The sequence below is a fragment of the Aeromonas sp. R4-1 genome (assembly GCF_040908325.1).
Classification (GTDB): Bacteria; Pseudomonadota; Gammaproteobacteria; order Enterobacterales; family Aeromonadaceae; genus Aeromonas; species Aeromonas veronii.
On record NZ_JBFODM010000075.1, the window covers coordinates 45,857 to 71,125 of the forward strand.

20 protein-coding genes are annotated in these 25,269 nt (G+C 58.6%); 11 read left to right on the plus strand and 9 right to left on the minus strand.

From position 1 onward, the window contains the following. The first annotated feature begins 215 nt into the window (after positions 1–215). On the plus strand, positions 216–827 hold the full coding sequence (locus AB5Y90_RS13460; RefSeq protein ID WP_005349421.1) for a YitT family protein: 612 nt from the start codon (positions 216–218) through the stop codon (positions 825–827). Positions 828–928: 101 nt separating this feature from the next. On the opposite strand, the gene AB5Y90_RS13465 is transcribed toward AB5Y90_RS13460, so the two are convergent. The 5 genes from AB5Y90_RS13465 to AB5Y90_RS13485 all read right to left on the minus strand — a co-directional run bounded on the left by AB5Y90_RS13465 (position 929) and on the right by AB5Y90_RS13485 (position 7,085). Next, entirely contained in the window at positions 929–1,960 is a 1,032-nt protein-coding gene (locus AB5Y90_RS13465) for an ABC transporter ATP-binding protein (protein ID WP_307895412.1), read from the minus strand. Continuing rightward, a complete protein-coding gene (locus AB5Y90_RS13470) occupies positions 1,957–3,015 on the minus strand; it encodes an ABC transporter ATP-binding protein (RefSeq protein WP_368166974.1) in 1,059 nt (352 codons plus the stop codon). The genes AB5Y90_RS13465 and AB5Y90_RS13470 overlap by 4 nt, the downstream gene beginning before the upstream one ends. A 31-nt stretch (positions 3,016–3,046) precedes the next feature. Next, positions 3,047–4,864 carry an extracellular solute-binding protein gene (locus AB5Y90_RS13475; RefSeq protein WP_368166975.1) on the minus strand — a complete coding sequence of 606 codons (1,818 nt, stop codon included), beginning with the start codon at positions 4,862–4,864 and terminating at the stop codon, positions 3,047–3,049. A gap of 149 nt (positions 4,865–5,013) precedes the next feature. Then, positions 5,014–6,057: an ABC transporter permease gene (locus AB5Y90_RS13480; protein WP_368166977.1), complete on the minus strand. Its 1,044-nt coding sequence runs from the start codon at positions 6,055–6,057 to the stop codon at positions 5,014–5,016. A gap of 2 nt (positions 6,058–6,059) precedes the next feature. Further along, entirely contained in the window at positions 6,060–7,085 is a 1,026-nt protein-coding gene (locus tag AB5Y90_RS13485; protein ID WP_031227629.1) for an ABC transporter permease subunit, read from the minus strand. A 739-nt stretch (positions 7,086–7,824) separates the two neighbouring features. On the opposite strand from AB5Y90_RS13485, the gene AB5Y90_RS13490 reads away from it, so the two are divergent. The 8 genes from AB5Y90_RS13490 (at position 7,825) to AB5Y90_RS13525 (ending at position 16,943) form a co-directional block, all read left to right on the plus strand. Beyond that, a complete protein-coding gene (locus AB5Y90_RS13490) occupies positions 7,825–10,350 on the plus strand; it encodes a TonB-dependent receptor (protein ID WP_058057271.1) in 2,526 nt (841 codons plus the stop codon). A 108-nt stretch (positions 10,351–10,458) separates the two neighbouring features. Next, positions 10,459–11,223 (plus strand): DUF3450 domain-containing protein, encoded by a 765-nt coding sequence (locus AB5Y90_RS13495; protein ID WP_335811795.1) that lies wholly within the window; start codon positions 10,459–10,461, stop codon positions 11,221–11,223. Then, on the plus strand, positions 11,220–12,593 hold the full coding sequence (locus AB5Y90_RS13500) for a MotA/TolQ/ExbB proton channel family protein (protein WP_335811796.1): 1,374 nt from the start codon (positions 11,220–11,222) through the stop codon (positions 12,591–12,593). Before AB5Y90_RS13495 ends, AB5Y90_RS13500 begins: the two co-directional genes overlap by 4 nt. Before the next feature lie 10 nt (positions 12,594–12,603). Further along, positions 12,604–13,131, plus strand: coding sequence for a MotA/TolQ/ExbB proton channel family protein (locus AB5Y90_RS13505; protein WP_005338936.1), 528 nt, complete (start codon positions 12,604–12,606; stop codon positions 13,129–13,131). 67 nt (positions 13,132–13,198) lie between these two features. Further along, entirely contained in the window at positions 13,199–13,606 is a 408-nt protein-coding gene (locus AB5Y90_RS13510) for a biopolymer transporter ExbD (RefSeq protein WP_005338933.1), read from the plus strand. A gap of 16 nt (positions 13,607–13,622) precedes the next feature. After that, the gene (locus tag AB5Y90_RS13515) at positions 13,623–14,258 is read left to right on the plus strand and encodes an energy transducer TonB (protein ID WP_005343441.1); all 636 of its coding nucleotides are present in this window, start codon (positions 13,623–13,625) and stop codon (positions 14,256–14,258) included. Between the two features lie 11 nt (positions 14,259–14,269). Beyond that, the gene (locus tag AB5Y90_RS13520) at positions 14,270–15,511 is read left to right on the plus strand and encodes a tetratricopeptide repeat protein (protein ID WP_368166979.1); all 1,242 of its coding nucleotides are present in this window, start codon (positions 14,270–14,272) and stop codon (positions 15,509–15,511) included. A gap of 511 nt (positions 15,512–16,022) precedes the next feature. Then, on the plus strand, positions 16,023–16,943 hold the full coding sequence (locus AB5Y90_RS13525) for a L,D-transpeptidase family protein (RefSeq protein WP_005338927.1): 921 nt from the start codon (positions 16,023–16,025) through the stop codon (positions 16,941–16,943). 92 nt (positions 16,944–17,035) lie between these two features. Here AB5Y90_RS13525 and sppA read toward each other — a convergent pair whose 3' ends face one another. After that, complete coding sequence (gene sppA, locus AB5Y90_RS13530) at positions 17,036–18,880, minus strand: signal peptide peptidase SppA (RefSeq protein ID WP_368166981.1); 1,845 nt, start codon at positions 18,878–18,880, stop codon at positions 17,036–17,038. Positions 18,881–19,088: 208 nt separating this feature from the next. Here sppA and AB5Y90_RS13535 point away from each other — a divergent pair, with 208 nt between their 5' ends. Beyond that, positions 19,089–21,116, plus strand: coding sequence for an FAD-dependent oxidoreductase (locus AB5Y90_RS13535; RefSeq protein WP_368166983.1), 2,028 nt, complete (start codon positions 19,089–19,091; stop codon positions 21,114–21,116). Positions 21,117–21,230: 114 nt separating this feature from the next. Beyond that, complete coding sequence (locus AB5Y90_RS13540) at positions 21,231–21,779, plus strand: NAD(P)H nitroreductase (RefSeq protein ID WP_042080611.1); 549 nt, start codon at positions 21,231–21,233, stop codon at positions 21,777–21,779. Positions 21,780–22,159: 380 nt separating this feature from the next. Here the strand turns inward: AB5Y90_RS13540 and AB5Y90_RS13545 are convergent, their stop codons facing one another. From AB5Y90_RS13545 to prmA, 3 genes are all read right to left on the minus strand, one after another. Next, positions 22,160–22,714 carry a sugar O-acetyltransferase gene (locus tag AB5Y90_RS13545; RefSeq protein WP_181223329.1) on the minus strand — a complete coding sequence of 185 codons (555 nt, stop codon included), beginning with the start codon at positions 22,712–22,714 and terminating at the stop codon, positions 22,160–22,162. Between the two features lie 66 nt (positions 22,715–22,780). Next, positions 22,781–23,758, minus strand: coding sequence for a D-2-hydroxyacid dehydrogenase family protein (locus AB5Y90_RS13550; protein WP_368166985.1), 978 nt, complete (start codon positions 23,756–23,758; stop codon positions 22,781–22,783). Between the two features lie 202 nt (positions 23,759–23,960). Continuing rightward, a complete protein-coding gene (prmA, locus tag AB5Y90_RS13555; protein WP_005349476.1) occupies positions 23,961–24,839 on the minus strand; it encodes a 50S ribosomal protein L11 methyltransferase in 879 nt (292 codons plus the stop codon). Between the last annotated feature and the right edge of the window lie 430 nt (positions 24,840–25,269).

The following is a 25,269-nucleotide window of genomic DNA, read 5'->3' on the forward strand; positions in this document are numbered from 1 at the left end:
GATGGCGCGCTTAAACCGCGGCATGCTGCATCTTGGTGCAGCGGGTGTCAATGCCAGATGACAGGCACCAGAATGGGGCGTTCAGCCTGACTGTTGTGATCCTTTTCACAAAAAATAGACTGGACCCCATAACGAAGCCCTGTGGACAGGGCTCGCAGCCCGCCCGCAACGGCAGGCGACAGACACTCTCTCTTTACTTCGCTTGGATACAGGTTATGGACAACACCTCGATTCGCACTGCCCATCCTATTTATGAGGATGTGCTGGCCCTGCTGACGGCGGCCGGCTTTGTTTCCCTCGGCATCTTTCTGTTTCATCAGGTTGGCCTGCTTACCGGCGGCACCGCCGGGCTGGCACTGCTGCTGCAAAAGGTGACTGGCATCAGCTTCGGCCTGCTGTTTTTCGGCATCAACCTGCCCTTCTATGCGCTGGCATGGCTGCGGATGGGGCCACGTTTTACCTTCAACACCTTTGTCTCGGTGGCGGCGGTCTCCTACATGACCGATCACCTCAACGGGGTGTTGCAGATCGGCAAGATAGAGCCCCTCTATGCGGCGCTGATCGGCGGTACTCTGATTGGCATGGGTCTGCTCATTATGTTCCGTCACAAGTCGAGTCTGGGGGGCTTCAACATTCTGGCGCTCTTTATTCAGGATCGCTTTGGCATCCGGGCGGGTAAGCTGCAGATGGGGCTCGATTGCGCCATTGTTGTCGCCTCGTTTTTCGTGGTGCAGCCCTGGATCCTGGCGCTCTCCATCGTGGCGGCGGTTATCTGTAATCTGGTGTTGACACTCAACCACAAGCCCGGCCGTTACCAGATTGCCTGACAAGCTGCGGCAGTGGCTCGATATTGCAAGAGTGACCCGATAGCACGAGGCGGCCTGATGGCCGCCTCGTCTGTTTCTACCCTGGGGTTTGTTCGCTGCGCCTAGCTTGCCTGCTCCAGCCTGCTGTCGCCGCTCATGGCGTTGTCACTGATGGCGTGACTACCAACAGCGAGCGGGGTGTGACAGGCCACCTGATGATGGGCCTCATCACACGCCTCAAGCTTGGGCGCCTTGCTTTTGCACAGCTCGGTCGCATGTGGGCAGCGCTGGTGGAAGTGGCAGCCGCTTGGCGGCGAGATGGGGGAGGGCACATCGCCGGTCAGCAGAATGCGCTGGCTGCGCCTGCGCGGGTCCGGTACCGGAATGGCGGAGATCAGCGCCTGGGTGTAAGGGTGGCGCGGCGCCAGATAGAGCGACTGGGCATCCGCCAGTTCGACGATCCGTCCCAGATACATCACTGCAATCCGATCCGAGATATGTTTGACCACCGACAGATCGTGGGCGATGAAAATGATGGAGAGGTTCATCTCCCGCTGCAGGCTGAGCAGCAGGTTGACAATCTGCGACTGCACCGAGACATCGAGGGCCGAGACCGCCTCGTCGCACACCAGCAGCTTGGGCTTGAGGGCGATGGCGCGGGCGATGCCGATCCGCTGGCGCTGACCGCCGGAAAACTCGTGGGGGTAGCGATCCACCGCGCTGCCCGGCAGGCCCACTTTTGCCAGCAGATCCTGCACCCAGCCGCGGCGCTGCTCAGTGTTGCCTTTACCGTGGATGATAAAGGGCTCCTCCAAAATTTGGCCCACGGTGTGGCGGCTGTTGAGGGATTCTGCAGGGTCCTGAAACACCATCTGCATCTCCTGACGCAGGGAGCGCATCTCCTTCGGGCTGAGGGCGGTGATGTCGCGCCCCTCGAAGGTGATGGTGCCCGCGGTCGGCTCGAACAGCTTGAGCAGGCTGCGCCCGAGGGTGGACTTGCCGCAGCCCGATTCACCCACCAGCCCCAGCGTCTCCCCCTGTTTCAGGTCGAAGCTGATGCCATCCACCGCGTGAACCGTATATTGCTTGCGCAGGAACCCGCCTCCCAGCCGGAAGTGCTGTTTCAGATCCCTGACCGATAACAGAGTGCTCATACGTTCAACTCCTTCCAGTAGTGACAGGCGACATGGTGGCGCAGATTTAACTGCTCCACCGCCGGAATGGCGCTGATGCAGAGATCGGTCGCATGGGGGCAGCGGTTGGAGAAGCGGCAGCCTGCGGGCATCTCGTGCAGGGCCGGTACCTGTCCCTTGATGGTCTTGAGCAGGCTCTTGGGCTCATCCTCAAGGCGCGGGATTGAGCTCATCAAGCCGTGGGTATAGGGGTGACGGGGATGGTCAAACAGCTCGAACACGTCGGCCTGCTCTACCGCCCGCCCGGCGTACATCACCACCACTTCGTCGCACAGCTCCGCCACTACCCCCAGATCGTGGGTGATAAAGATGATGGCCATCCCGGTCTGGGCCTGCAGCTCTTTCATCAGTTCGAGGATCTGGGCCTGAATGGTGACATCCAGCGCCGTGGTCGGCTCGTCACAGATAAGCAGGTCCGGCTCGCAGGAGAGCGCCATGGCGATCATCACTCGCTGGCGCATACCGCCGGAGAGGTTGTGGGGATAGACCGCAAAGCGCTGGGCCGGTTCCGGGATCCCCACCTTCTGCAGCATGGCGATGGCCGCGGCTTTGCGCTGGGCCTTGTCGTAGTCGGGGCGATGAAGGCGAAACACCTCCATCAGCTGCTCACCGACCGTCTGCACCGGGTTGAGGGCCGTCATCGGCTCCTGAAAGATCATAGAGATGCGGTTGCCGCGCACCTTGTACATCTGATCTGGCGCAAGCGACAGCAGCTCCTCCCCCTGAAAGCGGATGGAGCCTGCTACCACCTGACCATGGGGCTTGGGCAAGAGCCCCATGATGGCGAGCGAAGTGACACTTTTGCCACAGCCAGACTCGCCGACGATCCCCAGCGTCTGACCCGGTGCCACCTTGAAGCTGACCCCGTCGAGCACCTTGATCTTGCCGTCGTCGACGGCGAACTCCACCTCGAGATCGCGTACTTCGAGGATTGGGGCTGGGTGCTGGCCGTTATCAACGGCGAACTCCCCCCCGTTATCCGGTACGTCAAGAATGGGGGCCTGAGTGTTGGGCATAACGGCTGCTCCCTTCGCAATGGCCTGAATATCAATGACGTGCATAGGTCTTGTCGAGCAGGTTGATGGGCGCCAGCGCCTCCCCTGCCTCCTTGGCGTTGCGGGTCTCTTCCTTCACCTTGGGATCAAGCCAGAGCAGACCGCCACTACTGTGAGGATAACCGTCCATCGGCCAGTAGAGCAGATCCGGCGTGTTCTTGGTGGCAGGTACGTCCGGCAGCATCACATAACGCCAACTGCTGGCCCGCACATAGTTGAGCTGCACCCCAGGCACGAAGATGGCGAGGTCATAGATGCGCTGCTGGATCTGCTGGGAGAGCTTGGCCCGTTTGGCCATGTCGAATTCGACGTTGTAGGCGTCGATCAGCGCGTCTAGCTCCTTGTCCGCAACGTTGAACAGGTTGTTGGTCTGCGGCTTGTTGGCGTTGGCGGAGTGGAAAAACTCCCAATATTGCGGATAGAGACCGCCGCCGCCCCAGCCGAGCCAGGCCGCTTCGTGTTTCTTCTCCAGCATCACCTTGAAACCGGTCGCGCCATCCACCAGATTGAGCTCCAGATCCAGTCCCGCCTTCTTGGCCTCCTCTTTCAGCACGGTCAGTCGCTTGGAGTGCTCCTGACTGGTGTAGGTGAGCGCCAGCGTCAGCCGCTCCCCTTTCTCATTTTGCAGGATGCCGTCCGGCCCCGGCTTGTTATAGCCGCCCTTGGCAAAGTACTCCCGAGCCTTGTCGATGTCATAAGCCCGCTCCGGCAAAGTGATGTCAGTGAACTCGCCAAAGCCCGAGTCGAAGGTGGTGGCTCTGTCATAGTCGCCGCGCAGCACGGTCTCTATCATCTTGTCGATATTGAAGGCGTGCTGGATGCCGAGGCGCACGTTTACGTCCGCCAGCTTGGGGTTGGCCACATTGAGGTGAACCCCCTGACCGCCCTGTTTGGTGTCGGTCATGGCCATTACCTTCTGCACATAGCCTTTTTTGTACTCCGGGGTGACCGCTTTTTCATGCCACCAGTTGGGCAGGATCATCTCGAAGGTATCGATCTCCCCTTTCAGGAAGTGGCGGAAGGCGATGTTGTGGTCACGGATCACCTGCACCTTGATGGTGTCGATGTTGAATCTGTGCTGGTTGTAGCGATCGTCTTTTGCCCACCAATCCTTCTGCTTGCTGAAGGTGACCGACTTGCCCTTCTTGACGTCGCTGATCACGTAGGGGCCTGTGGTGGGCACCACGGCCCAGTTGTACTGCTTCACCCAGTTGGGGGTCAGCTTGTAGTAGTGCTTGGGCTGGGGCCACAGCTCGGTGGTGTTGAGCAGGTCCATCTTGGCTTTGCGGTTGCCCGCCTTGACCATAATGGTGTGATCATCGATCTTCTCTACCGCTACCACTTCAGTGGTGTAGTAGTTGTTGAACCAGGGCCCCTTGATGTGTTTGGAGCGCATCATCTCGTAGCCGAAGGTGTAGTCATCGGCATTGACCGGCTTGCCATCCGACCATTTGGCGCGGGGATCCAGCTTGAAGTAGACGGTCTGGCTGTCTGGCGCGATGGCCCAGTGGGTCGCCAGCGAGGGAATGGGGTTGCCGGTATTGGGGTGGAAGCTGATAAGTCGCAACTGGTTATCGAGAATAAAGGAGCGGAACGAACCGTTGGAGTCTGGCCCCACGGTGCGGAACGTCAGCGGAAAGCTCTCCACAAACATATTGAGGCTGCCGCCCGACAGCGCCTTGGGGGAGGCGAACACCGGATCCGTGTCGTTGGTCTCCCATTTGAGATCCGCGGGCAGGCTGGCCGCCCAGACCCAGGATCCGTTTACCAGCACAAAGAGAGCACCTATCCATTTGATTTTATTTTTCATGTTTGACTTCCAGGTCTGGCCCCTGCACTGGGGGTCTTGATTGATAACGGGATTATCCCTTGCTCCCGGGACCGCCGATGGCGGCGGCCCGTCCTTCATTTATCACTGTTCGTTATCTGGCGCCTGCCGATGCGCTGGCATCGGCTGGCTTATTGGTAACGGGTAAATTTGCGCGGATCAAACGCCTCGCGGATCGCCTCGCCGATAAAGGAGACCATGATCAGCACCAGACTCACCGCTGCCACCACCGAACTGACGATCCAGATGGCATCCAGATTGTTGATGCCCTGGGAGAGCAGCTCCCCCCAGCTCGGGGTCGGCGGCGCAAGGCCAAAGCCCAGATAGTCGAGCGCCGTCAGGGTCGAGATATTGCCCACCACGGCGAACGGCGCCAGTGTGACGATCATCATCAGGGTGTTGGGCAGGATGTGGTTGAAGATGATCCGCCCGGTGGTCGCCCCTTGCGCACGCGCCGCCATCACATAGTCCCGCGCCCGCTCCTTGTAGGTGAGGGTGCGCATATACCAGGTGATCCCCATCCAGCCGAACAGCACGTTGATGGCGACAAACAGGCCGAAGTTGGGCTTGGCAAGCGACACCAGGATCATGATGACGTAGAGAAACGGCACCTGGGACCAGATCTCGATAAAGCGTTGCAGAATGAGGTCGAAGCGGCCGCCGAGAAAGCCCATCAGACAGCCGATGGTGACGCCGATGGCGTAACTGGCCGCCAGCGCGATAAAGGCAAAGCCGATAGCGATGCGAAAGCCGTAAACCAGTCGCGCCAGTACGTCGCGGCCGCTGGTGTCGGTGCCGAGGAAGTGGCGCTCGGCTGCGCTGGGGGCGTAAGGCGGGTAGGCATCCTCCTTGAAATCCTGCTCGTAGGGGTTCCAGGGCACCGGCGGCAGCAGTACCCAGTCGCCCTGGTCCTCTGCGGCAAACTTGGCCTTGAGCTGGCGGTAGTTGGTTTCGTACTCGTAATCGAGCCCGAACTGCTGACCGGGGATCACATCGCCATAGGTGGGAAAGTGCAGCTGGCCCTGATAGCTCACCATCAGTGCCCGGCTGTTGACCAGCAGCTCCGCCAGCAGGGAGAGCAGCACCAGGGTGGTGAAGATGATGAAGGAGTAGTAACCGCGCTTGATCGACTTGAAGCGCTTGAGTTTTTTCAAGGTAACCGGATTGAGCTTCATGGTCAGTCTCCAAACCGCACGCGCGGATCAACGAGGGCAACACAGATATCGGAGACGATATTGCCAATCAGCATCAGCATGGAGGTGATGGCCAGAATGCCCATTACGGTGGGGTAGTCCCGCTCGACGATAGCCTCGTAACCGAGCAGGCCGATGCCGTCGATGTTGAAGATGGTCTCGATGAGGAAGGAGCCGCCAAAGAAAACGGTGAGTACAGACCCCAGGTGACTGGCGATGGGGATCAGGCTGTTGCGCATGGCGTGGTCGGTGACCGCCTTGCGAAACGGCAACCCCTTGGCCACCGCAGTACGCACATAATCGGCCGACAGGTTCTCCATCAGGCTGTTTTTCATAGTCATGGTGAGGATGGCGAAATCACCGATGGCGTAGGCGATAAGCGGCAGCAGGGCGTGGGCAAAGACAGTGCGGATCTGATCCCAGCTGCTCTCCATGTATTCAAAGTCGTCCCCCGGAAAACCGCCCATCGGCAGCCACTCCAGATGGAAGGCGAAGACGGTGATGAGGAAGATCCCCACCACGTAGGCGGGCAGGGCATAGGCCATGTAGATAAGCATGGAGCTCAACGAGTCGAAGCGGCTGTTGTGCCTGAGCGCTTTCGCCACCCCCAGCGGAATGGAGACCGCATAGCTCAGCAGAAAGGTCGCCAGCCCGAAGAAGGCGGTGACCGGGAGCCGCTCCTTGATGAGATCCCACACCGGTTCGTAGTAGCGGGTCGATTCGCCCAGATCCAGCACCGCCAACTTCTGCAGCCACTCCCAGTAGGCGACCAGCATCGGCTTGTCGAGGCCATAGAAGGCCTTGAGCTCCTCGATCTGTTCATCGGAGAGGGCCTGCGCCCCCTTGCTGCCACTGGAGCGGCCAGATTCATTCTGGGAAACCTGGGCTTGCAGCAGCATGCGTTCGACCGGACCGCCCGGCACGAAACGGGTGATGGTGAAGACGAGCAGGGTGATACCGAGAAACGTCGGAATGATCAAAAGCATCCGGCGTAGGAAATACGACAGCATGGTGGAACCTCGTCCTTGTTGTTCTTTTTTGCGGCCAGTCAAATCCGGTGACGGGCCTGTCCTTCCTGGCATTACGCGCTGGATTGGTTGCCAAACAGCAGACAATCCGCTTGGCCACTGTAAAAGCTCTGCAACAAAAATCAAGTACAAGGAAATGGAAAACTGGGACAAATGACCCGCTGAGACCAAAAGCACCGAAAAATGACGTTTTTTATCTGAAAAGTGAAAATCAAAACAAAACGCTACTGCTCAACATTATTTTAAAAAATATAAGCAGCTGTTTATTTGAGTTTTTTGTGTTTTTAAGTTGTTGATTAATAGCGTTTTTGTTTGAGCGGTGAAATTGAAGGAAAACGATATCATCTCAACGATCTTATCTGTTATCCCCATGAGAACCGTCAGGTGAAACCCTCATGAAGTTAGTGTTTTATTCTTATTAAGGCCGATAAATCAAAATAAGATATAAACGGACAGCACGTTAACTAATAAGTTCATCAAATTTTAATTCAGCGCCATTTACGCCAATTAACAATATTTTTACATTGTGAGGGTTATTTTTGGCAGAATTATTCACTAATTATGCCGGTCAAAATTAATACACTCCGCTTATTCTACGCCTGACCTCGCCACACCCCTGCTCCATTGACGTCGCTAGTCAAAGATTGATAAGCCTTACACATCGCTCCAAAGAGGGCGGTATCAGGAAGCAAACAATAAACAACCAGGAAGGATATAAGCGATGCTTAGGAAGAGCAGAATCTCTGCTGCGATTGCGTTCGCCTTGGCGAGCCTTGCGGCGGCCCCATCCGTATCTGCCGAAGAAGGGCAGAACGTCGAAAAACTGCAGAAAATCAAAGTCACTGGTTCCCGTATCTCCCGTGTTGATGTTGAGGGGGCGACTCCGGTCGTCTCTGTCAGCAAGGCCCAAATTGAACAGTCTGGTCAGCAGACTGTGGCGGATTATCTGAAACAGGCCTCCTACAACTCTTTTGGTGGTTTCTCCCCATCCTCCGGTAGTTCTGCCCAGTCACAAGCCACAGTAGGGCTGCGTGGCTTGGGCTCAGAACGTACCCTGGTGCTTCTCAATGGCAAACGTGTTGCTGGATCCCCCTCCATGGGGGGCACTTCCATCAACCTTAACACCATCCCCATGGCTGCTGTTGAGCGGGTGGAAGTGAACCTGGACGGCGGCTCCGCACTCTATGGTTCTGATGCTATCGGAGGTGTTATCAACGTGATCCTCAAGGAGGGTTTCGAAGGGTTGACATTCCAAGGGCGTCTTGGCTCACCAACCGAAGAGGGCGGTGATGAGAAGAGTGGCTCTGTGGTTGCGGGCGTCAATGGGGAGAAAGGGTCCCTGATGATGGTTTACGAGCACGATGAGAAGGACGTGATCTACTATCGTGACCGTGACTATCTGGCTTTACAAGGTGCAATGTCCCCCAGCGTGGCTGGCCGTAACATCATGGATTTAGATACAGGTGATCTGAAGCAGCTTGCAGGTATCAACTGTGCCAATGTCGGGACCGGCTTTGTTGAACAGGATGGTTTATGCAACTTTGATTTCGCCAAGGTTGCTGCTAAAACAGCCTCTCGTTCTCGCGATACTGTCTATGTGAATGGTCGCTATCACATCAATGACAGTGTGGATTTTGTTCCTCAGTTTATTGGCTCTCGGGTGACCAGTTTTGGCCGCTTTGCCCCTGCTGCGGGCTCATTTGTGAGTGATGATCCTGCGTTGTTGGCTGCGAACGGAATCACTGGCGGTCAGGCTGCAATTTTCTATCGATTCAACAATATTGGTCCCCGTGATAACGATGTGACTGACTTTACCGGCAGCATGAACCTGGGCTTTGACGGTGTACTACCTACCGAGGCCGTTGGGGATGTTGAATGGAACGCCGGTTACATGTACTCCAAGACTGACAATACCAGCGATGGTAGCGGTTATATCCTCAAAAGTGCTGCCCGTAATGCAATCAAAGATGGCAAGTTCACCAATGGTGAGTTTGATAAGTCAGTAAATGATCTGTTGTCCTACGATACCTCGCGTACTTCCAAGATGGACTTTTTCCAGTGGTATGGCGGTTTGGGTTGGGAAATGGGCGAACTGCCTGCCGGTCCAATCGGTTGGTACTGGGGCTCCGAGTATAACGACTGGACTTACTCCGATACCTATGACAGTCAGTCTGAAGCAGGCAACGTCATAGGTTCATCCGGCAACTCCGGTGGTGGTGTGCGCGATGTGTTTGCCACCTATATCGAGAGCCTGATCCCCATCACCGAGCAGGTCGAGCTGAACCTGGCGGGTCGTTATGACAAGTACAGCGACTTTGGCAGCGCCTTCTCGCCCAAAGCGAGCCTGCGTTACCAGCCGCTAGACAACTTGATGTTCCGGACCTCCTGGTCACAATCGTTCCGGGCGCCGGGGCTGGATGATCTCTATGCCGCAGACTCATTCTCTGCTGACTATGCCAAGGACTATGTACGCTGCAATGCTACCGGCACAGCTAACTGTCCTGAGAAACAGTATGACGTTACCCGCCAGTCCAATAAAAATCTGAAGGAGGAGACGGCTGATACCTTCACTATCGGGGCTGCTTACAATCCGCTGGATAACTTGAATCTGTCACTCGATTACTACTACATCAAGATTGATGATGTGATCCAGCTAGCCACGGCACAAACCCAGATTTATCAGGAGCTGAACAGTGGCAGCAACCCGAACGTAATTCGTCTCCCCAACGGCACCATCAAGGAGATCAAGGCTGGCATGGTCAACTTGGGGCAACTCAAGACCAGTGGTGTAGATTTTAAAGCCGATTACAAGTACGACTTCAACACCTTCACCCTGCGTTATGACTTCGGTGGTACTTACATCCTGCAGTACGAAGAGGGGTTGTTTGCCGGTGGTCCGATGATCGACAAGAAGGGTTGGAATGGCAAACCTGACTTGCGCCTCAACTCCGGGATCGGTGCCAACTTCCCGCAGCTGTGGAATCTGGATACCTACCTGAGCGCCAACTATATCGATTCCCAGAGCCAGGACTATGTTGATGGTCAGGAAGAGGGTCATATCGCTTCCAACACCGTCTGGAACCTGAACGTCGCAGTCGATACCAGCTGGAATGGCAAGATCCAGACCGGTGTGAAGAACATGTTCAACCGTGGCCCCTCCCTGTCCAATGATGGCTTCACTTACGATGAAGACCTCTACAGCATCGACGGTCGCATCTACTACATCGACTACACCCAGAAGTTCTAATCAACCCTGTTGATATACAACCTCAGCCGGCCCGGTCGGGCCGGCTGTGCCCAACGTCCAAGGAAGTTACGGAGATAGGGTAATCCTATGAAGACAAGGACCATTACAATGAAGAAAGCGCTCCTTGGCAGCCTGGTTTCGGCCGCCTTGTTGACCAGCTTCAATCTGAGTGCCGCTACTGCCGGTCAGGCTGTGGACGCTCAAGCCGCCACCAACAACGCATCCAAAGTTTCCCAGCAGAAGATCGACAGCTATGCCGAATCTGCCGAATCCGCACTGGCCCAGTACAAGGCCGCCCTGCGTCAGGTCGACAGTCTGCGCACCTACAACGAGCAGGTGAGCAAGATGGTCGAGTCCCAGAGCGCCGAGCTGGCGTCGATGCAAAAGCAGATCGCCCAGATCGACCAGACCAGCACCGAAGTGGTGCCCCTGATGCTCAAGATGATCGACTCCCTCGAGCAGTTTGTGGCGCTGGATCTGCCGTTCCAGAAGGTCGAGCGGGAGGACCGCGTGGCGGCTCTGACCGACCTGATGAACCGGGCCGATGTCACCATCTCGGAGAAGTACCGCAAGATCCTGGAGGCCTACCAGATCGAGGAGGGCTTCAGCCGCACCATTGAGGCCTACAAGGCGAGCCTGGACAAGGATGGCAGCGAGAAGACCTACGAGTTCCTGCGCGTTGGCCGCATCGCGCTGCTTTACCAGTCTCCGGATGGTCAGGAGACCGGCATGTGGAACAAGAAGACCCGTCAGTGGGAAGAGTTGCCCCAGGAGTATCGCAGTGCGGTTGAACAGGGCCTTCGCATCGCCAAGAAGCAGGCGCCTCCCGCGCTGATCAAGCTGCCGGTTCAAACTGCGGAGAAAGCATCATGAAAGGAATCAAACTTGCTATTGCCTCCCTGATTGCGGGAGCTACCCTGGTCACCCTGCCGGTGACCGCTGCCGAAAAACCGGTGGATCTCAATGCGCTGCTGAACCAGGTCAAGGCCTCCAGCCTGAGCGAATCCCAACTCAACAAGGAGCGGGAAGCCCGCTTCCTGGCTGACAAGAACGAGCAGGGGGCACTGCTGGCCAAGGCCAAGGCCGAGCTGGCTGCTGAAACCGCCAAGGGTGATCAGCTCAAGGCGACCTTCGATGCCAACGACAAGCAGCTGACCGAACTGACTGAAACTCTGCGCCAGCGTTCTGGCAACATGGGCGAGATGTTTGGTGTGTTGCGTCAGTTTGCCGGTGAGTTCAAGGGGATCTTCAACGCCTCCGCTCGTCGTGTCGAGCATCCGGAGCAATCAGCTCTGTTGACCCGTCTGGCCGAGAGTAAAGAGCTCCCCTCCAGCGACGATCTGGAAGCGTTCTGGACCACCACCCTCGGCCGCATGGTGGACGGTGGCAAGGTGAGCCAGATCCCGGCGACTGTGGTCTACGGCGAGGGCAACCAGGCCGAGAAGACCGTCACCCAGATCGGCGAGTTCAACACTGTCTCCGAAGGCAAGTACCTCACCTTCGTACCGGAGACCGGCAAGTTCGAGCAGCTCTCCCGTCAACCGGAGAAGAGCGTGCTGGCTCCCATCGCCGAGTTTGAACAGGGCGGTGACGGGGTCAAGCCCATCTTTATCGACCCGTCTCGCGGCGTGATCCTCTCCCTGCTGGTGCAGTCACCGACCCTCAAGGAGCGTATCGATCAGGGCGGTTCCGTGGGCTATGTGATCCTGGCATTGGGGGTCATAGGTACCCTGCTGGCCATCTTCTGCGGTATCCGCCTGTCGCTGATCGGCTCGTCCATGCGCAAGCAGCTGAAATCTGATCAGATCATCAAGGGCAACCCCATTGGTGACATGCTGGGGGCCTACCAGAACCATCGCGGTGACAACATCGAGGATCTGGAGTCCAAGCTCGACGAGATCATCCTGCGCAACGTGCCCAAGTTCGAGAAGGGCATCAGCCTCATCAAGCTGATCGCCTCAGTCGCGCCGCTGCTGGGCCTGCTCGGCACCGTAGTGGGGATGATTGCCACCTTCCAGGCTATCACCCTGTTCGGTACCGGCGATCCCAAGCTGATGGCGGGCGGTATCTCCGAGGCGCTGGTGACCACCATGCAGGGTCTGGTCGTCGCGGTGCCCATGCTGTTCCTCTACACCATTGTGCAGACCCAGAGCCGTCGTCTGATCCAGGTGCTGGAAGAGCAGAGCGCCGGTTTCGTCGCCCGTTATCAGGAACGTCTGCACGCCTCCAAAGCCGCAGCGTAAGGAGTCACCCATGTGGTTCTGGTTGATTGAAGAAGTCGAGTCGGTCCGCCGGTTTTTGGGATTGGGGGGCGATGTACTGGTCGCCCTGTTCTTCCTGACCCTGATGATGTGGGCCCTGTTGCTGGAGCGCTGGTTCTACTTCATGGCGGTTTACCCCAAGCAGGTGAAGCAGACCAAGGCCACCTGGCTGGCTCGCACCGATCATCTCTCCTGGTCTGCCAAGCAGATCCGGCGCGAGCTGGTCTCACGGGTTGCCATGGCGGTGGACAAGGGGATGCCGGTCATCAAGGTGCTGATCGCTCTCTGCCCGTTGATGGGGCTGCTCGGCACCGTGGTGGGGATGGTGCAGGTGTTTGACACCCTGGCCATCACCGGCACCGGTTCGCCGCGGGCGATGGCATCGGGGATCTCCAAGGCAACGGTACCGACCATGGCGGGCATGATCGCCGCCCTTTCCGGCCTGTTTTTTGTCAACCAGCTCGATCACAAGGCCAAACTGGCGGTGCAAAAGCTGGAAGACAACCTGAAACACGGTTGATGCAGGATGCATACCCCCGGCGAGGCATGGCCTGCCGGGGGCACAGAACAAGCAAGGAGTTTCTGCTATGAGAAAACGTTACAGCGACAGCGGTGCTGACGAGGCGGCTATCGATTTGACCCCCATGCTGGACATAGTGTTCATCATGCTGATCTTCTTCATCGTCACCACCTCCTTCGTCAAGGAGTCCGGTGTCGAGATCAACCGTCCCAGTGCCAGCACGGCCGAGACGGTGAAGAAGGGCAATATCATGGTCGCGGTGCGTGAAAACGGTCAGGTCTGGGTCGACAAGCGGGTGGTCGAGGTGGGGGCGGTACGCGCCAACATCGAGCGGCTGCGGGCCGAAAACCCGGAGAGCGCCGTGGTGATCCAGGCCGATAACGAATCCCGTTCCGGTCTGGTGGTGCAGGTCATGGATCAGATCCGCATGGCCGGTGTCCAGAACATCTCCATCGCGGCAGACAAGAGCAGCTGATGCCGGAGAGAGACCTATGAGATACCTGATATCGTTGGCGGTCTCCTGTGTGGTGGTGTTCTTTCTGTTTCTGGGAATGAACAAGCTGATCACACCGGATCACCGGGAGCTGGTGGAGAAGGATGACGTCACCATGACCGATTTCATCCGCCTCAAGCCCCAGGAGACCCTGCAAGAGAAACAGCGGGAGCTGCCCAAACCGCCGCCGCCCAAGCGTCCGCCGCCGCCTCCCGAGATGGAGGTGGCCAGCACGGATCGGCCGAAGATGGAGAGCGCGCCGATGGACATGCCCAAGCTTGACATCCCGGTCAACATCGGTGGTGGCAACGCGCTGGGGGCCTACAGCACCGGCGGCGGTGGTGGCGGCGTCGGTGGCAACAACGGCGCCATTCCGCTGGCAACCTTCGAGCCCATGATGCCCCGCAAGGCGGCACTGGCGGGGCTGGCTTCCGGCAAGGTGCTGGTGGAGTTCACCGTCACCGAGCGCGGCACCGTCAGTAACGTGCGGATCGTCAAGGAAGAGCCGCGCAGCTATGACCTCGGCAAAGAGGCGCGTAAAACCATCGCCAAGTGGACGTTCAAACCGGCCATGGTGGATGGCAAGCCGCAGGCGAGCCGTATGCAGCAAGAGATCGAGTTTGCGGTCAACTAAGGAAGGTGGCGATGAACAAGTTACACAAGATGATCCTCGCCCCGGTCGCCATGGCGGTGCTGCTCAGCACCGCCAGTTGGGCCGCCGAGCAGCCGGCCCTGTCGGATCGGGCCTATCGGGCGGTCAACAAGGCGCAGGAGCTGATCACCGAGAAGAAATACGGTGAGGCCAATGCCAAGCTGCAAGACGCGCTTTCAGGTGCGGGCGAGCGGGTCTACGACAAGGGGGTCATATTGCAGACCCTCGGTTTCGTGGCCGCCCAGCAGGAGAAATACGGTCAGGCGACCAAGTACTTTGCCGATGCCATCGCGACAGGCGGCTTGCCGCCACCGGTGGCCCAGCAGGTACGATACAACTTGGCCCAGCTCTATATGGCGGAGGGTAATTATCAGGGGTCGATCAAGACCATGAAGGAGTGGTTTGCCAACCAGGGCAAGGATGACAAGCCCAACTCCCATGCCTATATCACGCTGGCCAACGCCCATGTTCAGCTCAAGCAGTACCGTGACGCGATCCCGGCGGTGGATCAGGCGATCAAGCTGTCGGCAGGTAAAGCGCCGGAGTCCTGGTATCTGCTGAAGATGGGCGCTCACTACGAGCTGAAACAGTACAAACCGGCGACCGAGGTGCTGACCTCTCTGGTCAACATGTTCCCGGAGAAGAAGAAGTACTGGACCCAGCTGTCGGCCATGCATATGCAGGCAGGCAACGATGCCAAGGCGCTGGCGGCGCTGGAGTCGGCCTACAACCTCGGCATGTTGACCGAGGCCGCCGAGCTGCAGCGCCTCGCCAACTACCTCGCCTTCACCGGCATTCCCCATCGCGCCGCACGGGTGATGGAGAAGGGGATGAAGGACGGGGTGATTGAGCGGAGCGCCAGCAACTACAAGACCCTGGCCAACTACTGGCATCAGGCCAAGGAGCTGGATCCGGCCATCGACACCCTGGCCAAGTCCTACCAGCTGGCCCCGAGTGCCGAATTGCAGCTGAAAATGGCGCGCATGATGATCCAGAGCAAACGCTATCAGGATTTGGTGGCGCTGGCCGCCAAACCGGCAGCCAATGCCAATGGTGAACAGCGGGCGGATCTCAAGTTCCTGACCGGGGTCGCCTATTTTGAGCAACAAAAGCCGAAGGAGGCCCTCAACGCCTTCACCCAGGCGGCTCAGAATGGCAACGTCAGCGGTCGGGCATCTCCGTGGATCAGTTTCCTCAAAGAGCAGAGTGGCACCGGAGAGGCAGCCGTCCAGTAATTCCAATGACAACTACCTGTAGTCCCTTTTATGGTTGCCTGGTGGCTCCATTAACCGCTCTTCGGAGCGGTTTTTTTATAGCTGAAACCGGCACTGGCGGGTGGCCGACGCTCGGTTTTATCCCTCTTCATGCCAATACAAAGCCTCCCTCGACATTGGCTTATCTCCCCCGATGCGACAAACGTTTTAGCTAGGGCTGCAACCGTGACACAAGGTGGCGCAGCGTTGTGGTTGACGAGGGCTCGGGTGGCTCGCTGCCAGGCGGGCTGTGCCATTCATCTTTCTCTTTGCTGTGACTTGCCAGTGTGGCTTTTGCCCTGTTGATAAGCGTCACATCGAAAACGGCTACTTTTAACAAGAAAAGCAACATATGGAAGTTGAAATTTTGGCCGACTCAGGAAAGAATGCGCGCTCGGTTATTGGCGTCGTGGGGCAGGTTGACCCGCCACCGGCAGACCGAGGATGAGACGGCCCCCGGCCCATTTGGTACAGGAAACCACACAGGAATTTTATGAATCCCCTTCGCACTGCCGCTTCGGCCCTTTTATGCACATTTGCGCTGGTCAGCCAGCAGGCTGCCGCCGTCGAGTACCGTCTGCCTGCGGCCAACAGCCGCCTGATCGGTGAAAATCAGGAATACGTGGTGCCTGCGGACAACCGTCCGCTGGAGCAGATCGCTGCTGACTTCCAGCTGGGTCTGACCAACATCATGGAAGCCAACCCGGGCGTTGATCCCTATCTGCCAAAGGCGGGTAGCACCCTGATCATCCCCCACCAGCTGATCCTGCCCAACGCGCCCCGCGAAGGGATCGTCATCAACGTTGCCGAGATGCGTCTCTACTACTACCCGAAAGGGAAGAACGTGGTGGAAGTGCTGCCCATCGGCATCGGTCAGCTGGGGGTAAACACCCCGGAGAACTGGATCACCAAGGTAGAGCGCAAGCGCGCCAACCCGACCTGGACCCCGACCGAGAACATCCGTCGCCGCTATGCCGCCCAGGGCAAGACCCTGCCGGCAGTATGGCCAGCCGGTCCGGATAACCCCATGGGTCTGCACGCCCTCTACATTGGCAACCTCTATGCCATCCACGGCACCAACGCCACCTTCGGTATAGGTCTGCGGGTGAGCAGCGGTTGCGTCCGTCTGCGCGCTGACGACATCAAGTATCTGTTCGACAACGTGCCGGTCGGCACCCGCGTCCAGTTCGTCAACCAGCCGGTCAAGACCACGGTCGAGCCGGATGGCGGTCGCTACATGGAAGTACATGAGCCGCTGTCGCGCACCGAGGAGGAGTTCAACTCCACCGCCTCCGTGCCGCTCCCGATGACTCCGGCTATCACCCGTTTCATCGCTCACGCCGAGTCTGACTCCAACGTGGTCAAGCAGGTGCTGGAACAGCGTACCGGTATGCCGACCCGCCTCAATCCCTGATTGAGCAAGTTGGCGGTGCCGCGCGCACTGACTGAATAAAGAAAACGGCGACCAGATGGTCGCCGTTTTTTATGGGGAGAGTCACCGCTTGCTCACTGCACGCAGACCGGGCAGAAGGCGTAGGTGCCTTGCGGATCGTTGAAGCGGGTGAGCGGGTCGAGACTGCGGTTCACTTCCACCAATGCCTTGCCAAATCCAGCCGGCAGCCAGCTTTGCAACTGGGGGGCCAGCACTTGGGCACTGCTGTCAAACAGCTGGCGCAGGAACTTGTCCTTGGTGGACTCCTCCTGCTCGATGGGGGTCACCTGCCACTCTTTGAGGTTGGCCAGCTCGGCGGCGGCCTTGATGGCGTCATCCAGATTGCCGAACTCGTCCACCAGCCCTAGGGCCTTGGCATCCTCACCAGTCCAGACTCGGCCTTCGGCCGCTTTTTCGGCCTCTTCCGGGCTCAGACCACGGCCCTTGCTGACCAGACCGATGAAGCGCTGGTAGGTATCCTCCACACTCAGCTGGATGGCCTGACCGACGTGATCCGGCAGGGCGCGGGTCGGGCCGACGCCGACGTAATCTGTGGTGCCAACCCCGTCGGTATGCACCCCGAACTGGGCCAACGCCTTGTCGATGGTGGCGAACATGCCGAATACCCCGATGGAGCCGGTGAGAGTGGTCGGGGAGGCGAAGATCTTGTCCGCATCGGCGGAGATCCAGTAGCCACCGGAGGCGGCATAGCTGCCCATGGAGACCACCACCGGTTTGCCTGCCTGTTTCAGGGCCAGCAGCTCGGCGCGGATCTGCTCGGCGGCGAAGGCGCTGCCGCCCGGGCTGTCGACCCGCAGGACCACGGCTTTGACCTTGTCATCGCGGCGGGCATCGGCCAGCAGGTCGGAGAGGCTGTCGCCGCCGATGGTTCCGGCAGGCTGGACGCCATCCATGATGGCGCCGCTGGCGACCACCAGACCCACCTCATCCTTGCCGCTCTGGGGATATTGTTCCGGAATGGCAGCCAGATACTCTTTCAGGCCGACCCCTTTCCAGCCGTGGTCGTCCGCTTCACCCACCTCTTTAATGACCGCCTGGGTCATCTCGTCGCGGGTGGCCAGCTGATCCACCAGACCGTTGTCGAGGGCGTAGTTGGCGGCATTGCCACCGGCCTTGCGCAGCAGCTCGAGGAAGCGATCCTTGCTCGGTGCGACCGCATCGGGTTCGATCTCCCGCTGCTCGGCTACGTCAGCCACATAGGATTGCCACAGCTGATCCAGCCAGCGCTGGTTCGCTTCTTTGCTCTCGGGAGACATCTCGTCGCGGGTATAGGGCTCGACGAAGGATTTGTAGGTACCGACCTTGAACACGTGCGGGGTGATGTTGAGCTTCTCCAGCGCCGACTTGAAGTAGGTCTGGTAGACCCCAAGCCCCTCGATCACCACGGCGCCGCTCTGGTTGAGCAGCACGTGATCGGCGTGGGCCGCCAGCAGGTATTGCCCCTGAGTGTAGAAGTCGGCCATGGCGATCACCGGTTTGCCGCTCTCCCGGAAGGAGTCGATGGCGCTCGCCACCTCCTGCAGTTTGGTGAAGTTGGCCCCCTGCAGCCCTTGCGGCTTGATCACCAACGCCTTGATGCGCTCGTCATCCTTGGCACTCTTGATGGCCCATAGCAGGTCGGAGAGGACGATCTCGCTCGGCTGCTCGTCGCTGCTGTCCATCTGGCGCAGCAGTTGTACGGTGGGATCTGTCTGGGAGCGTTGCTCCACCAGCACGCCGTTGAGATTGAGGGTCAGCGCCCCTTCGATAGGCGCCTTGGGAGCCTCTTTCTGGCTGACGCTGAAGACGATGACCAGCACTACGATGAGAAACAGCAGATTGACCAGCATCAGCCGGGTGAAATTGAGCAGGCGCCACAGGCTGCGGAACAACCAACCCAGACCTTTGAAAATAGACATAGTCGCGTTATCGCCCTGTTAATGGGTAGAGAAGAGCCATTATTAACCAGTTGCGGGCGAAATTGCCATTTTCGACTGGCGGATCCCGCCTATCTTCGTTTAGGGCACGGCTGTTCGCTGAAAAATTGTCCAAACATTTGTTTGAAAAAGAATTTTCGATTCTTTACTCTAGCCTCAGTTTGATAACAAAAAATTAACTGGAGGCATCGTGAGCCGCTATCCGACCCTGCTGACCCCGCTCGACCTTGGTTTTACCCAGCTGCGCAACCGTGTGTTGATGGGCTCCATGCATACTGGCCTCGAAGAGGAGAAGGGCGGTTTTGACAAGCTGGCCGCCTTTTACGCCGAGCGCGCCCGTGGTGGCGTTGGCCTTATCGTCACCGGCGGCATTGCCCCCAATCTGCGCGGTCGGCTGGTACCTCACGGCTCCCAGCTGAGCTTCCCCTGGCAGGTGAGCAAGCACAAGAAGGTGACCTGCGCCGTACATCAGGAGGGGGGCAAGATAGCGCTGCAGATCCTCCATGCCGGTCGTTACGCCTACCATCCTTTCAGTCTGGCGCCGAGCGCCCTCAAGGCACCCATCTCCCCGTTCAAACCGCGCGCCATGAGCGAGCGGCAGATCCGCGGCACCATCCGCGACTTCGCGGCTACAGCAGCGTTGGCCAAGGCGGCCGGTTATGACGGTGTCGAGGTGATGGGCTCGGAAGGCTATCTCATCAACCAGTTCATCTGCGAGCGCACCAACAAACGCACCGATGGCTGGGGCGGCAGCAGCGAAAAGCGGATGCGCTTTCCGGTGGAGATTGTCCGCGCCATCCGCGAGCGGGTCGGCACCGACTTCATCATTATCTTCCGCCTCTCCATGCTGGATCTGGTGGAACAGGGTTCGACCCTGGAAGAGGTGATTGCCCTTGGCAAAGCGCTGGAAGCGGTGGGGGTGACCCTGATCAACACCGGCATCGGTTGGCACGAAGCGCGTATTCCCACCATCGCCACCAGCGTGCCGCGCGGCGCCTTCAGCTGGGTCACTGCCGAGCTGAAAAAACACCTCAAGGTGCCGCTTATCACTACTAACCGGATTAACACCCCCGAGGTGGCCGAGCGGATTCTGGCGGGGGGCGAGGCGGATATGGTCTCCATGGCGCGCCCCTTCCTGGCGGATCCCGAGTTTGTCATCAAGGCGGCCGAAAATCGGGCGGACGAGATCAACACCTGCATCGCCTGCAACCAGGCCTGCCTCGACCATGTGTTCAAGCAGAAGCGCGCCTCCTGTCTGGTCAATCCCCGTGCCTGTTTCGAGACCGAGCTGACCTTTGGCCGCGTGCCCCAGCCCAAGAAGCTGGCGGTGGTGGGGGCGGGCCCGGCTGGCCTGGCGTTTGCCTGCTACGCTGCCGAGCGCGGTCATCAGGTGAGCCTGTTCGATCAAGCCAGCGAAATCGGCGGCCAGTTCAACTTCGCCAAGCAGATCCCGGGCAAGGAGGAGTTTCACGAAACCCTGCGCTATTTCGCCAAACGGCTGGAGAAGTGCGGCGTCGAGCTCTATCTGGGCCAGCGCCAGAGTGCCGAGAGCCTGCTCGGCGGCGGTTTTGACGAGGTGATCCTCGCTACCGGTATTCGTCCGCGCACCCCCAATATTCCGGGGATCGAGCATCCCAAGGTGATGAGTTATCTCGATGTATTGCGGGATCACAAACCGGTCGGCCAGAAGGTGGCGGTGATCGGTGCCGGCGGCATCGGCTTCGATGTAGCTGAGTATCTGGTAGAGAAGAAAGTGGAGATGGATGCCGATGGGCACCGTGATCACTGGCTCAAGGAGTGGGGCATCGACAAACAGCTTGGCGAGCGCGGTGGCCTCACGGCTCCTGAAATCGACGCCCCCGAGCGCCAGATCTGGCTGCTCCAGCGCAAGGAGAGCAAGGTGGGTGACGGACTTGGCAAGACCACCGGCTGGATCCACAGAACCGTGCTCAAGAACCGCAAGGTGCAGATGCTCTCCGGGGTGCAATATCTGGGGATCGATGACGAGGGCTTGCACATTCAGGTGGGCGAGACCAAGCAGTGTCTGCCGGTGGATCAGGTTATCGTCTGCGCCGGGCAGGAGCCCCTTAAAGAACTGCAGGCCGGGTTGCAAGCGGCAGGCAAGCCGGTGCATATCATCGGCGGAGCCGACGTGGCTGCCGAGCTGGATGCCAAGCGCGCCATCCGGCAAGGGGCCGAGCTGGCTGCGATCATCTAGCCAACTGTGCCCTCTTGTCCTTTATAGTGCGATAAACCCCTGAGCCTCAGGGGTTTTCTTCATTCGGTGCTGTGCTAAGGTAGCGCCATCATTGCCCCAGAGAAGGAATTGCCCATGGATGCCCTCACCCTGTTGCTCAATCGCCACTCCTGTGGCCGTCTCGCCGATCCCGCCCCGAGCGGTGAGGTGCTCGACAATATCCTCAAGGCGGGCCTGCGCGCGCCGGATCACGGCACCCTGACTCCCTGGCAGTTCATTCTGTTTGAAGGAGAGGGGCGCGAGCGGCTGGGCAAGCTGCTGGCCGAGGCGGCCCGTGCCCGTGGCGAAGATGAAGAGAGCATCAAGAAGTGCAGCGAAGCCCCGCTGCGGGCGCCCTTGATCGTCGCAGTGGCAACCCGTTATCAGGATCACCCCAAGGTGCCGAAACTGGAGCAGGAGCTCTCTGCCGGTTGTGCCCTGATGGCGATGCAGATGGCCGCGCAGGCGCAGGGCTTCAACGGTATCTGGCGCTCCGGCTGGTTTATCTTCGATGAGCAGATCAACAAGGGATTGGGACTGGCGGCAGAGGATCAGCTGGTGGGTTTCCTCTATCTCGGCACCCCCATGCTGGAAGCGCGTAAACTGCGCGAGCTGCCGCTTGATGAGTTTGTCCGCCGTTTCTGATTTTTCGGCCACGTTGCGGTTGAGAGAAGCAAAGCCTCGAGAAATCGGGGCTTTTCTGTTTAACCGTGAATAGTAACCAGAGAGATTGGGGAAAATAAATGGGTCAAAGAGGCTTCGCGCGTCATAGCAGGTAATTATTTAAATAGTGCGATGTACCTCGCAATCCTGTTGTATTTCACTATGTAAAACGTTTGCGCATTCGCTAATATCTCCCTGCCAGTTTAGAAGGGCACTCCTTCTAATTTTTCTGCGATGAGAGTCGCAATTCCGTAGCACCTTTTAACAGCCCAACGTCTTCGTGACATTGGGCTTTATTTTTATGGGGTGTCGGGGTTACTGTGAGCTGATGGTTGCATCATCATACAGCCCGGTTGGCAGCCTTATGCCCTGTTTTTGGCTGGCAGGATCCGGGCCGGGTTGCCGACTACCCGAGCACCGGCCGGTACATCTTTGGTGACTACGGCGCCCGCGCCGACGATCGCCTCCCGCCCTATGGTGACGCCGGGCAGCAAGATGGCGCCGCCCCCAATCCAGACCTTGTCTTCAATGGTGACCGGCAGCGCGGTCTCTGTTCCCTGAATTCGTTCGTCGGCCTCCAGTGCATGGGCTGCGGTATAGATCTGCACATTTGGCCCAATCATCACATGGGCGCCGATGCGGATGGGGGCATTGTCCAGCAGGGTCGCTCCCATATTGATGTAGGAGTCCTTGCCCAGGTGGATGTGGCGGCCATAGGTGCAGTAGAGGGGCGGGCAGATAAAGGCATTCTCTGCCAGTTCGCCAATCAGCTCCGCCAGTAGTGCCCGCTGCTCTGCTTCCTCTTCTGCCTGATTGAAACGGCGATAGTGCCGTGCCGCCTCCCGGCGCAACTGGGCCAGCTCGGGTGCCATGCAGTTGTACTGTTGGCTGCTAATCATCTTCTGGTATTCGATCATGAAGGTTGCTTTCCTTTATCTGCCAAGGATTTGGATATTGGCGCCAATACTGCAGAAGTAACGTGATCACCCACCCGATATGGGCAGAACCAGGTTGGCAGGTTTGCCTTCGGCAAAGGCCAGCACATTCTCGAACGCCACGCGAAAGTAGAGTTCGTAGCTGTTTTGCTCCACATAGCCGAGATGAGGCGTCGCCAAGACGTTGGGCAGGCGCAGCAGGGGTTCGCTTTCCTGTGTCGCCGGCTCGATGTCAAATACATCGAGCGCGGCCCGTTTCCCTGGATGGTTACTGAGCTCTGCATAGAGGGCGCCCGGCTCGATAAGTTCGGCACGGCTGGTATTGACCAGCAGAGAGTCAACTTTCATGCGGGCCAGATCTGCGCGGGTAACAGCGCCTCGGGTTGCCTCGCTTAGGCGCAGATGCAGCGTGAGGATATCGGCTTGACTGAAGAGAGCCTCCTTGCTGGAGGCGCAGGCATAGCCATTCAGCTCGGCCTGTCTGCGCGAAACCTCACTGCCCCATATCAGTACCGACATGCCAAATGCCTTGCTATAGCGGGCGATCCGCTGGCCTATCTTGCCGTAACCCCAGATGCCGAGCGTCAGCCCATGCAGCGTGCGTCCCAAACCGAGGTCACCAGATTGCTGCCATTGGCCTTGGCTTAACGCCTGGCTGTAAGCAGGTATATGGCGGGAGGCTGCCATGATGAGCGCCCAGCATAGCTCGGCGGGAGCAATAGGGCTGCCAATCCCTTCTGCCACGGCAACGCCGTACCGCTGGCACAGTGCCGGGTCGATATGCTGGCTGACTTTGCCGGTCTGGCTGATGAGTTTAAGGGTGGGAAGCTGTATCAGCAGCTGTTCGTCGATGCGGGTACGCTCGCGGGTCAGCACCAGTGCTTCCATTCCTTCCAGCAGGGCGGCAAGGCGCGTTGTATCGGGTTCGCTCTGGTTGAGGATGGTGACGTCATGACCCGCCAGCAGGGCAAAGCAGGGGAGGTGGCGCACCTGATCCTGATAGTCATCCAGAATGGCAATCCGCATAAGAAATCCTTCTCGGTTGCGTTGGCTCGGACCACTATCTTACCGGAATAAAAGGTGTCTGTTGTTTTCAAACGAATACAATCAGAAGGGAGGGCGATCATGCCCATGTCCACGGACCGGGAATAGCCCGGCAGGCCAAAACAATCAGGGCCCCCGAATGGGAGCCCTGATGGCATTAGGTTGGCGTCTATGTTGCCCGCGCTTAGCCGTGCTTGCGGCCGGAGAGGCGGCACCACTCCTCCTTGACAGCGGTCGGGTCCATCTCGAACCACTGGCCGTAGATAGTTTCCAGCTCCGGTGCCTGGCTCTCCAGCACGCCAGAGAGAGCCATCAGGCTGCCCGGCTTGCCGTGGCCGGCGATCAGCGGTGCCAGTTCGCGCAGCGGGCCGGCCAGGATGTTGGCGACTACCACGTCCGCCTCGACGTCCTGTGGCTGGTCGGCTGGCAGATAGAGTTCAATCTGGTCAGCGACGCCGTTGCGCGCGGCGTTGTCGCGGCTGGCCTGAATGGCCTGCGGATCGATGTCGATACCGATAACGCGGGCAGCACCCAGTTTCAGGGCGGCGATGCCGAGGATGCCGGAGCCGCAGCCAAAGTCGACCACGGTTTTACCGGCCAGATCCAGCCCGTCCAGCCACTGCAGGCAGAGCGCTGTGGTGGGATGGGTACCGGTACCGAAGGCCAGACCCGGATCCAGCATCACGTTAACTGCATCGGGGTTCGGCACATCGCGCCAGCTCGGGCAGATCCAGAGGCGCTCGCCAAACTGCATGGGGTGGAAGTGATCCATCCACTCGCGCACCCAGTCCTTGTCTTCCAGCTGCTCGACCTTGTAGCCGACATTTTCGCCGAAGATCTGCTGGAAAAAGGCGATGGTGGGAGCCGGGTCGGTTTCGGCATCGAACAGCCCCATCACTTCGGTCTCGCCCCAGAGCGGGGTTTCACCGGGCATGGGTTCGTAGACGGGCACATCCTTGGCATCCATAAAGGTCACCGCCTGGGCTCCACGCCCCAGCAGCATGTTGCTCACCTTGTCTGCGGTCTTGGCAGTGGCGTTGATTCGAATTTGTATCCAGGGCATGGCGTCGACTCTTCATAAATGTGAAACCGCGAGATTCTACCATCATGGGGCAGTGCTGTCGTGGTTTGCCCATGACGTGGAGGGATTCGGGGGCTTTTGCCGGATTGGCACGGTTCCTGTATCGCTCTATGCAGGCGAAGACGACCGGTTTTCGCTGAACGCTTTGCTCAAGTTCCGTCATCTTTCACTGCCACCCTCGGGTGGCATTTTTTTATCTGCACTTGTTTGCCTGGTAAACAGTCTGCCAGACAAAAAAAGAGCAAGGTCGGCACCTTGCTCAAGGACGGGCTGACGCCGTTTTGGCGCATTCATGCTGCTGTTGGCACGCCAGATGCAAAGACTAGATTGTCCTGCATAAGGATATGTGTGTGATTGTTACCCCAATGTTCAGGTATTCAGGCCATTTCTCGCGAAATGGCCTCTTTTTTGG

What these genes read in the sequence shown, in the direction of transcription:
- AB5Y90_RS13460 (WP_005349421.1), top strand. Translation starts at nt 216, where the DNA reads ATGGACAACACCTCGATTCGCACTGCCCATCCTATTTATGAGGATGTG.
- AB5Y90_RS13465 (WP_307895412.1), bottom strand. Translation starts at nt 1,960, where the DNA reads ATGAGCACTCTGTTATCGGTCAGGGATCTGAAACAGCACTTCCGGCTG.
- AB5Y90_RS13470 (WP_368166974.1), bottom strand. Translation starts at nt 3,015, where the DNA reads ATGCCCAACACTCAGGCCCCCATTCTTGACGTACCGGATAACGGGGGG.
- AB5Y90_RS13475 (WP_368166975.1), bottom strand. Translation starts at nt 4,864, where the DNA reads ATGAAAAATAAAATCAAATGGATAGGTGCTCTCTTTGTGCTGGTAAAC.
- AB5Y90_RS13480 (WP_368166977.1), bottom strand. Translation starts at nt 6,057, where the DNA reads ATGAAGCTCAATCCGGTTACCTTGAAAAAACTCAAGCGCTTCAAGTCG.
- AB5Y90_RS13485 (WP_031227629.1), bottom strand. Translation starts at nt 7,085, where the DNA reads ATGCTGTCGTATTTCCTACGCCGGATGCTTTTGATCATTCCGACGTTT.
- AB5Y90_RS13490 (WP_058057271.1), top strand. Translation starts at nt 7,825, where the DNA reads ATGCTTAGGAAGAGCAGAATCTCTGCTGCGATTGCGTTCGCCTTGGCG.
- AB5Y90_RS13495 (WP_335811795.1), top strand. Translation starts at nt 10,459, where the DNA reads ATGAAGAAAGCGCTCCTTGGCAGCCTGGTTTCGGCCGCCTTGTTGACC.
- AB5Y90_RS13500 (WP_335811796.1), top strand. Translation starts at nt 11,220, where the DNA reads ATGAAAGGAATCAAACTTGCTATTGCCTCCCTGATTGCGGGAGCTACC.
- AB5Y90_RS13505 (WP_005338936.1), top strand. Translation starts at nt 12,604, where the DNA reads ATGTGGTTCTGGTTGATTGAAGAAGTCGAGTCGGTCCGCCGGTTTTTG.
- AB5Y90_RS13510 (WP_005338933.1), top strand. Translation starts at nt 13,199, where the DNA reads ATGAGAAAACGTTACAGCGACAGCGGTGCTGACGAGGCGGCTATCGAT.
- AB5Y90_RS13515 (WP_005343441.1), top strand. Translation starts at nt 13,623, where the DNA reads ATGAGATACCTGATATCGTTGGCGGTCTCCTGTGTGGTGGTGTTCTTT.
- AB5Y90_RS13520 (WP_368166979.1), top strand. Translation starts at nt 14,270, where the DNA reads ATGAACAAGTTACACAAGATGATCCTCGCCCCGGTCGCCATGGCGGTG.
- AB5Y90_RS13525 (WP_005338927.1), top strand. Translation starts at nt 16,023, where the DNA reads ATGAATCCCCTTCGCACTGCCGCTTCGGCCCTTTTATGCACATTTGCG.
- sppA (WP_368166981.1), bottom strand. Translation starts at nt 18,880, where the DNA reads ATGTCTATTTTCAAAGGTCTGGGTTGGTTGTTCCGCAGCCTGTGGCGC.
- AB5Y90_RS13540 (WP_042080611.1), top strand. Translation starts at nt 21,231, where the DNA reads ATGGATGCCCTCACCCTGTTGCTCAATCGCCACTCCTGTGGCCGTCTC.
- AB5Y90_RS13545 (WP_181223329.1), bottom strand. Translation starts at nt 22,714, where the DNA reads ATGATCGAATACCAGAAGATGATTAGCAGCCAACAGTACAACTGCATG.
- AB5Y90_RS13550 (WP_368166985.1), bottom strand. Translation starts at nt 23,758, where the DNA reads ATGCGGATTGCCATTCTGGATGACTATCAGGATCAGGTGCGCCACCTC.
- prmA (WP_005349476.1), bottom strand. Translation starts at nt 24,839, where the DNA reads ATGCCCTGGATACAAATTCGAATCAACGCCACTGCCAAGACCGCAGAC.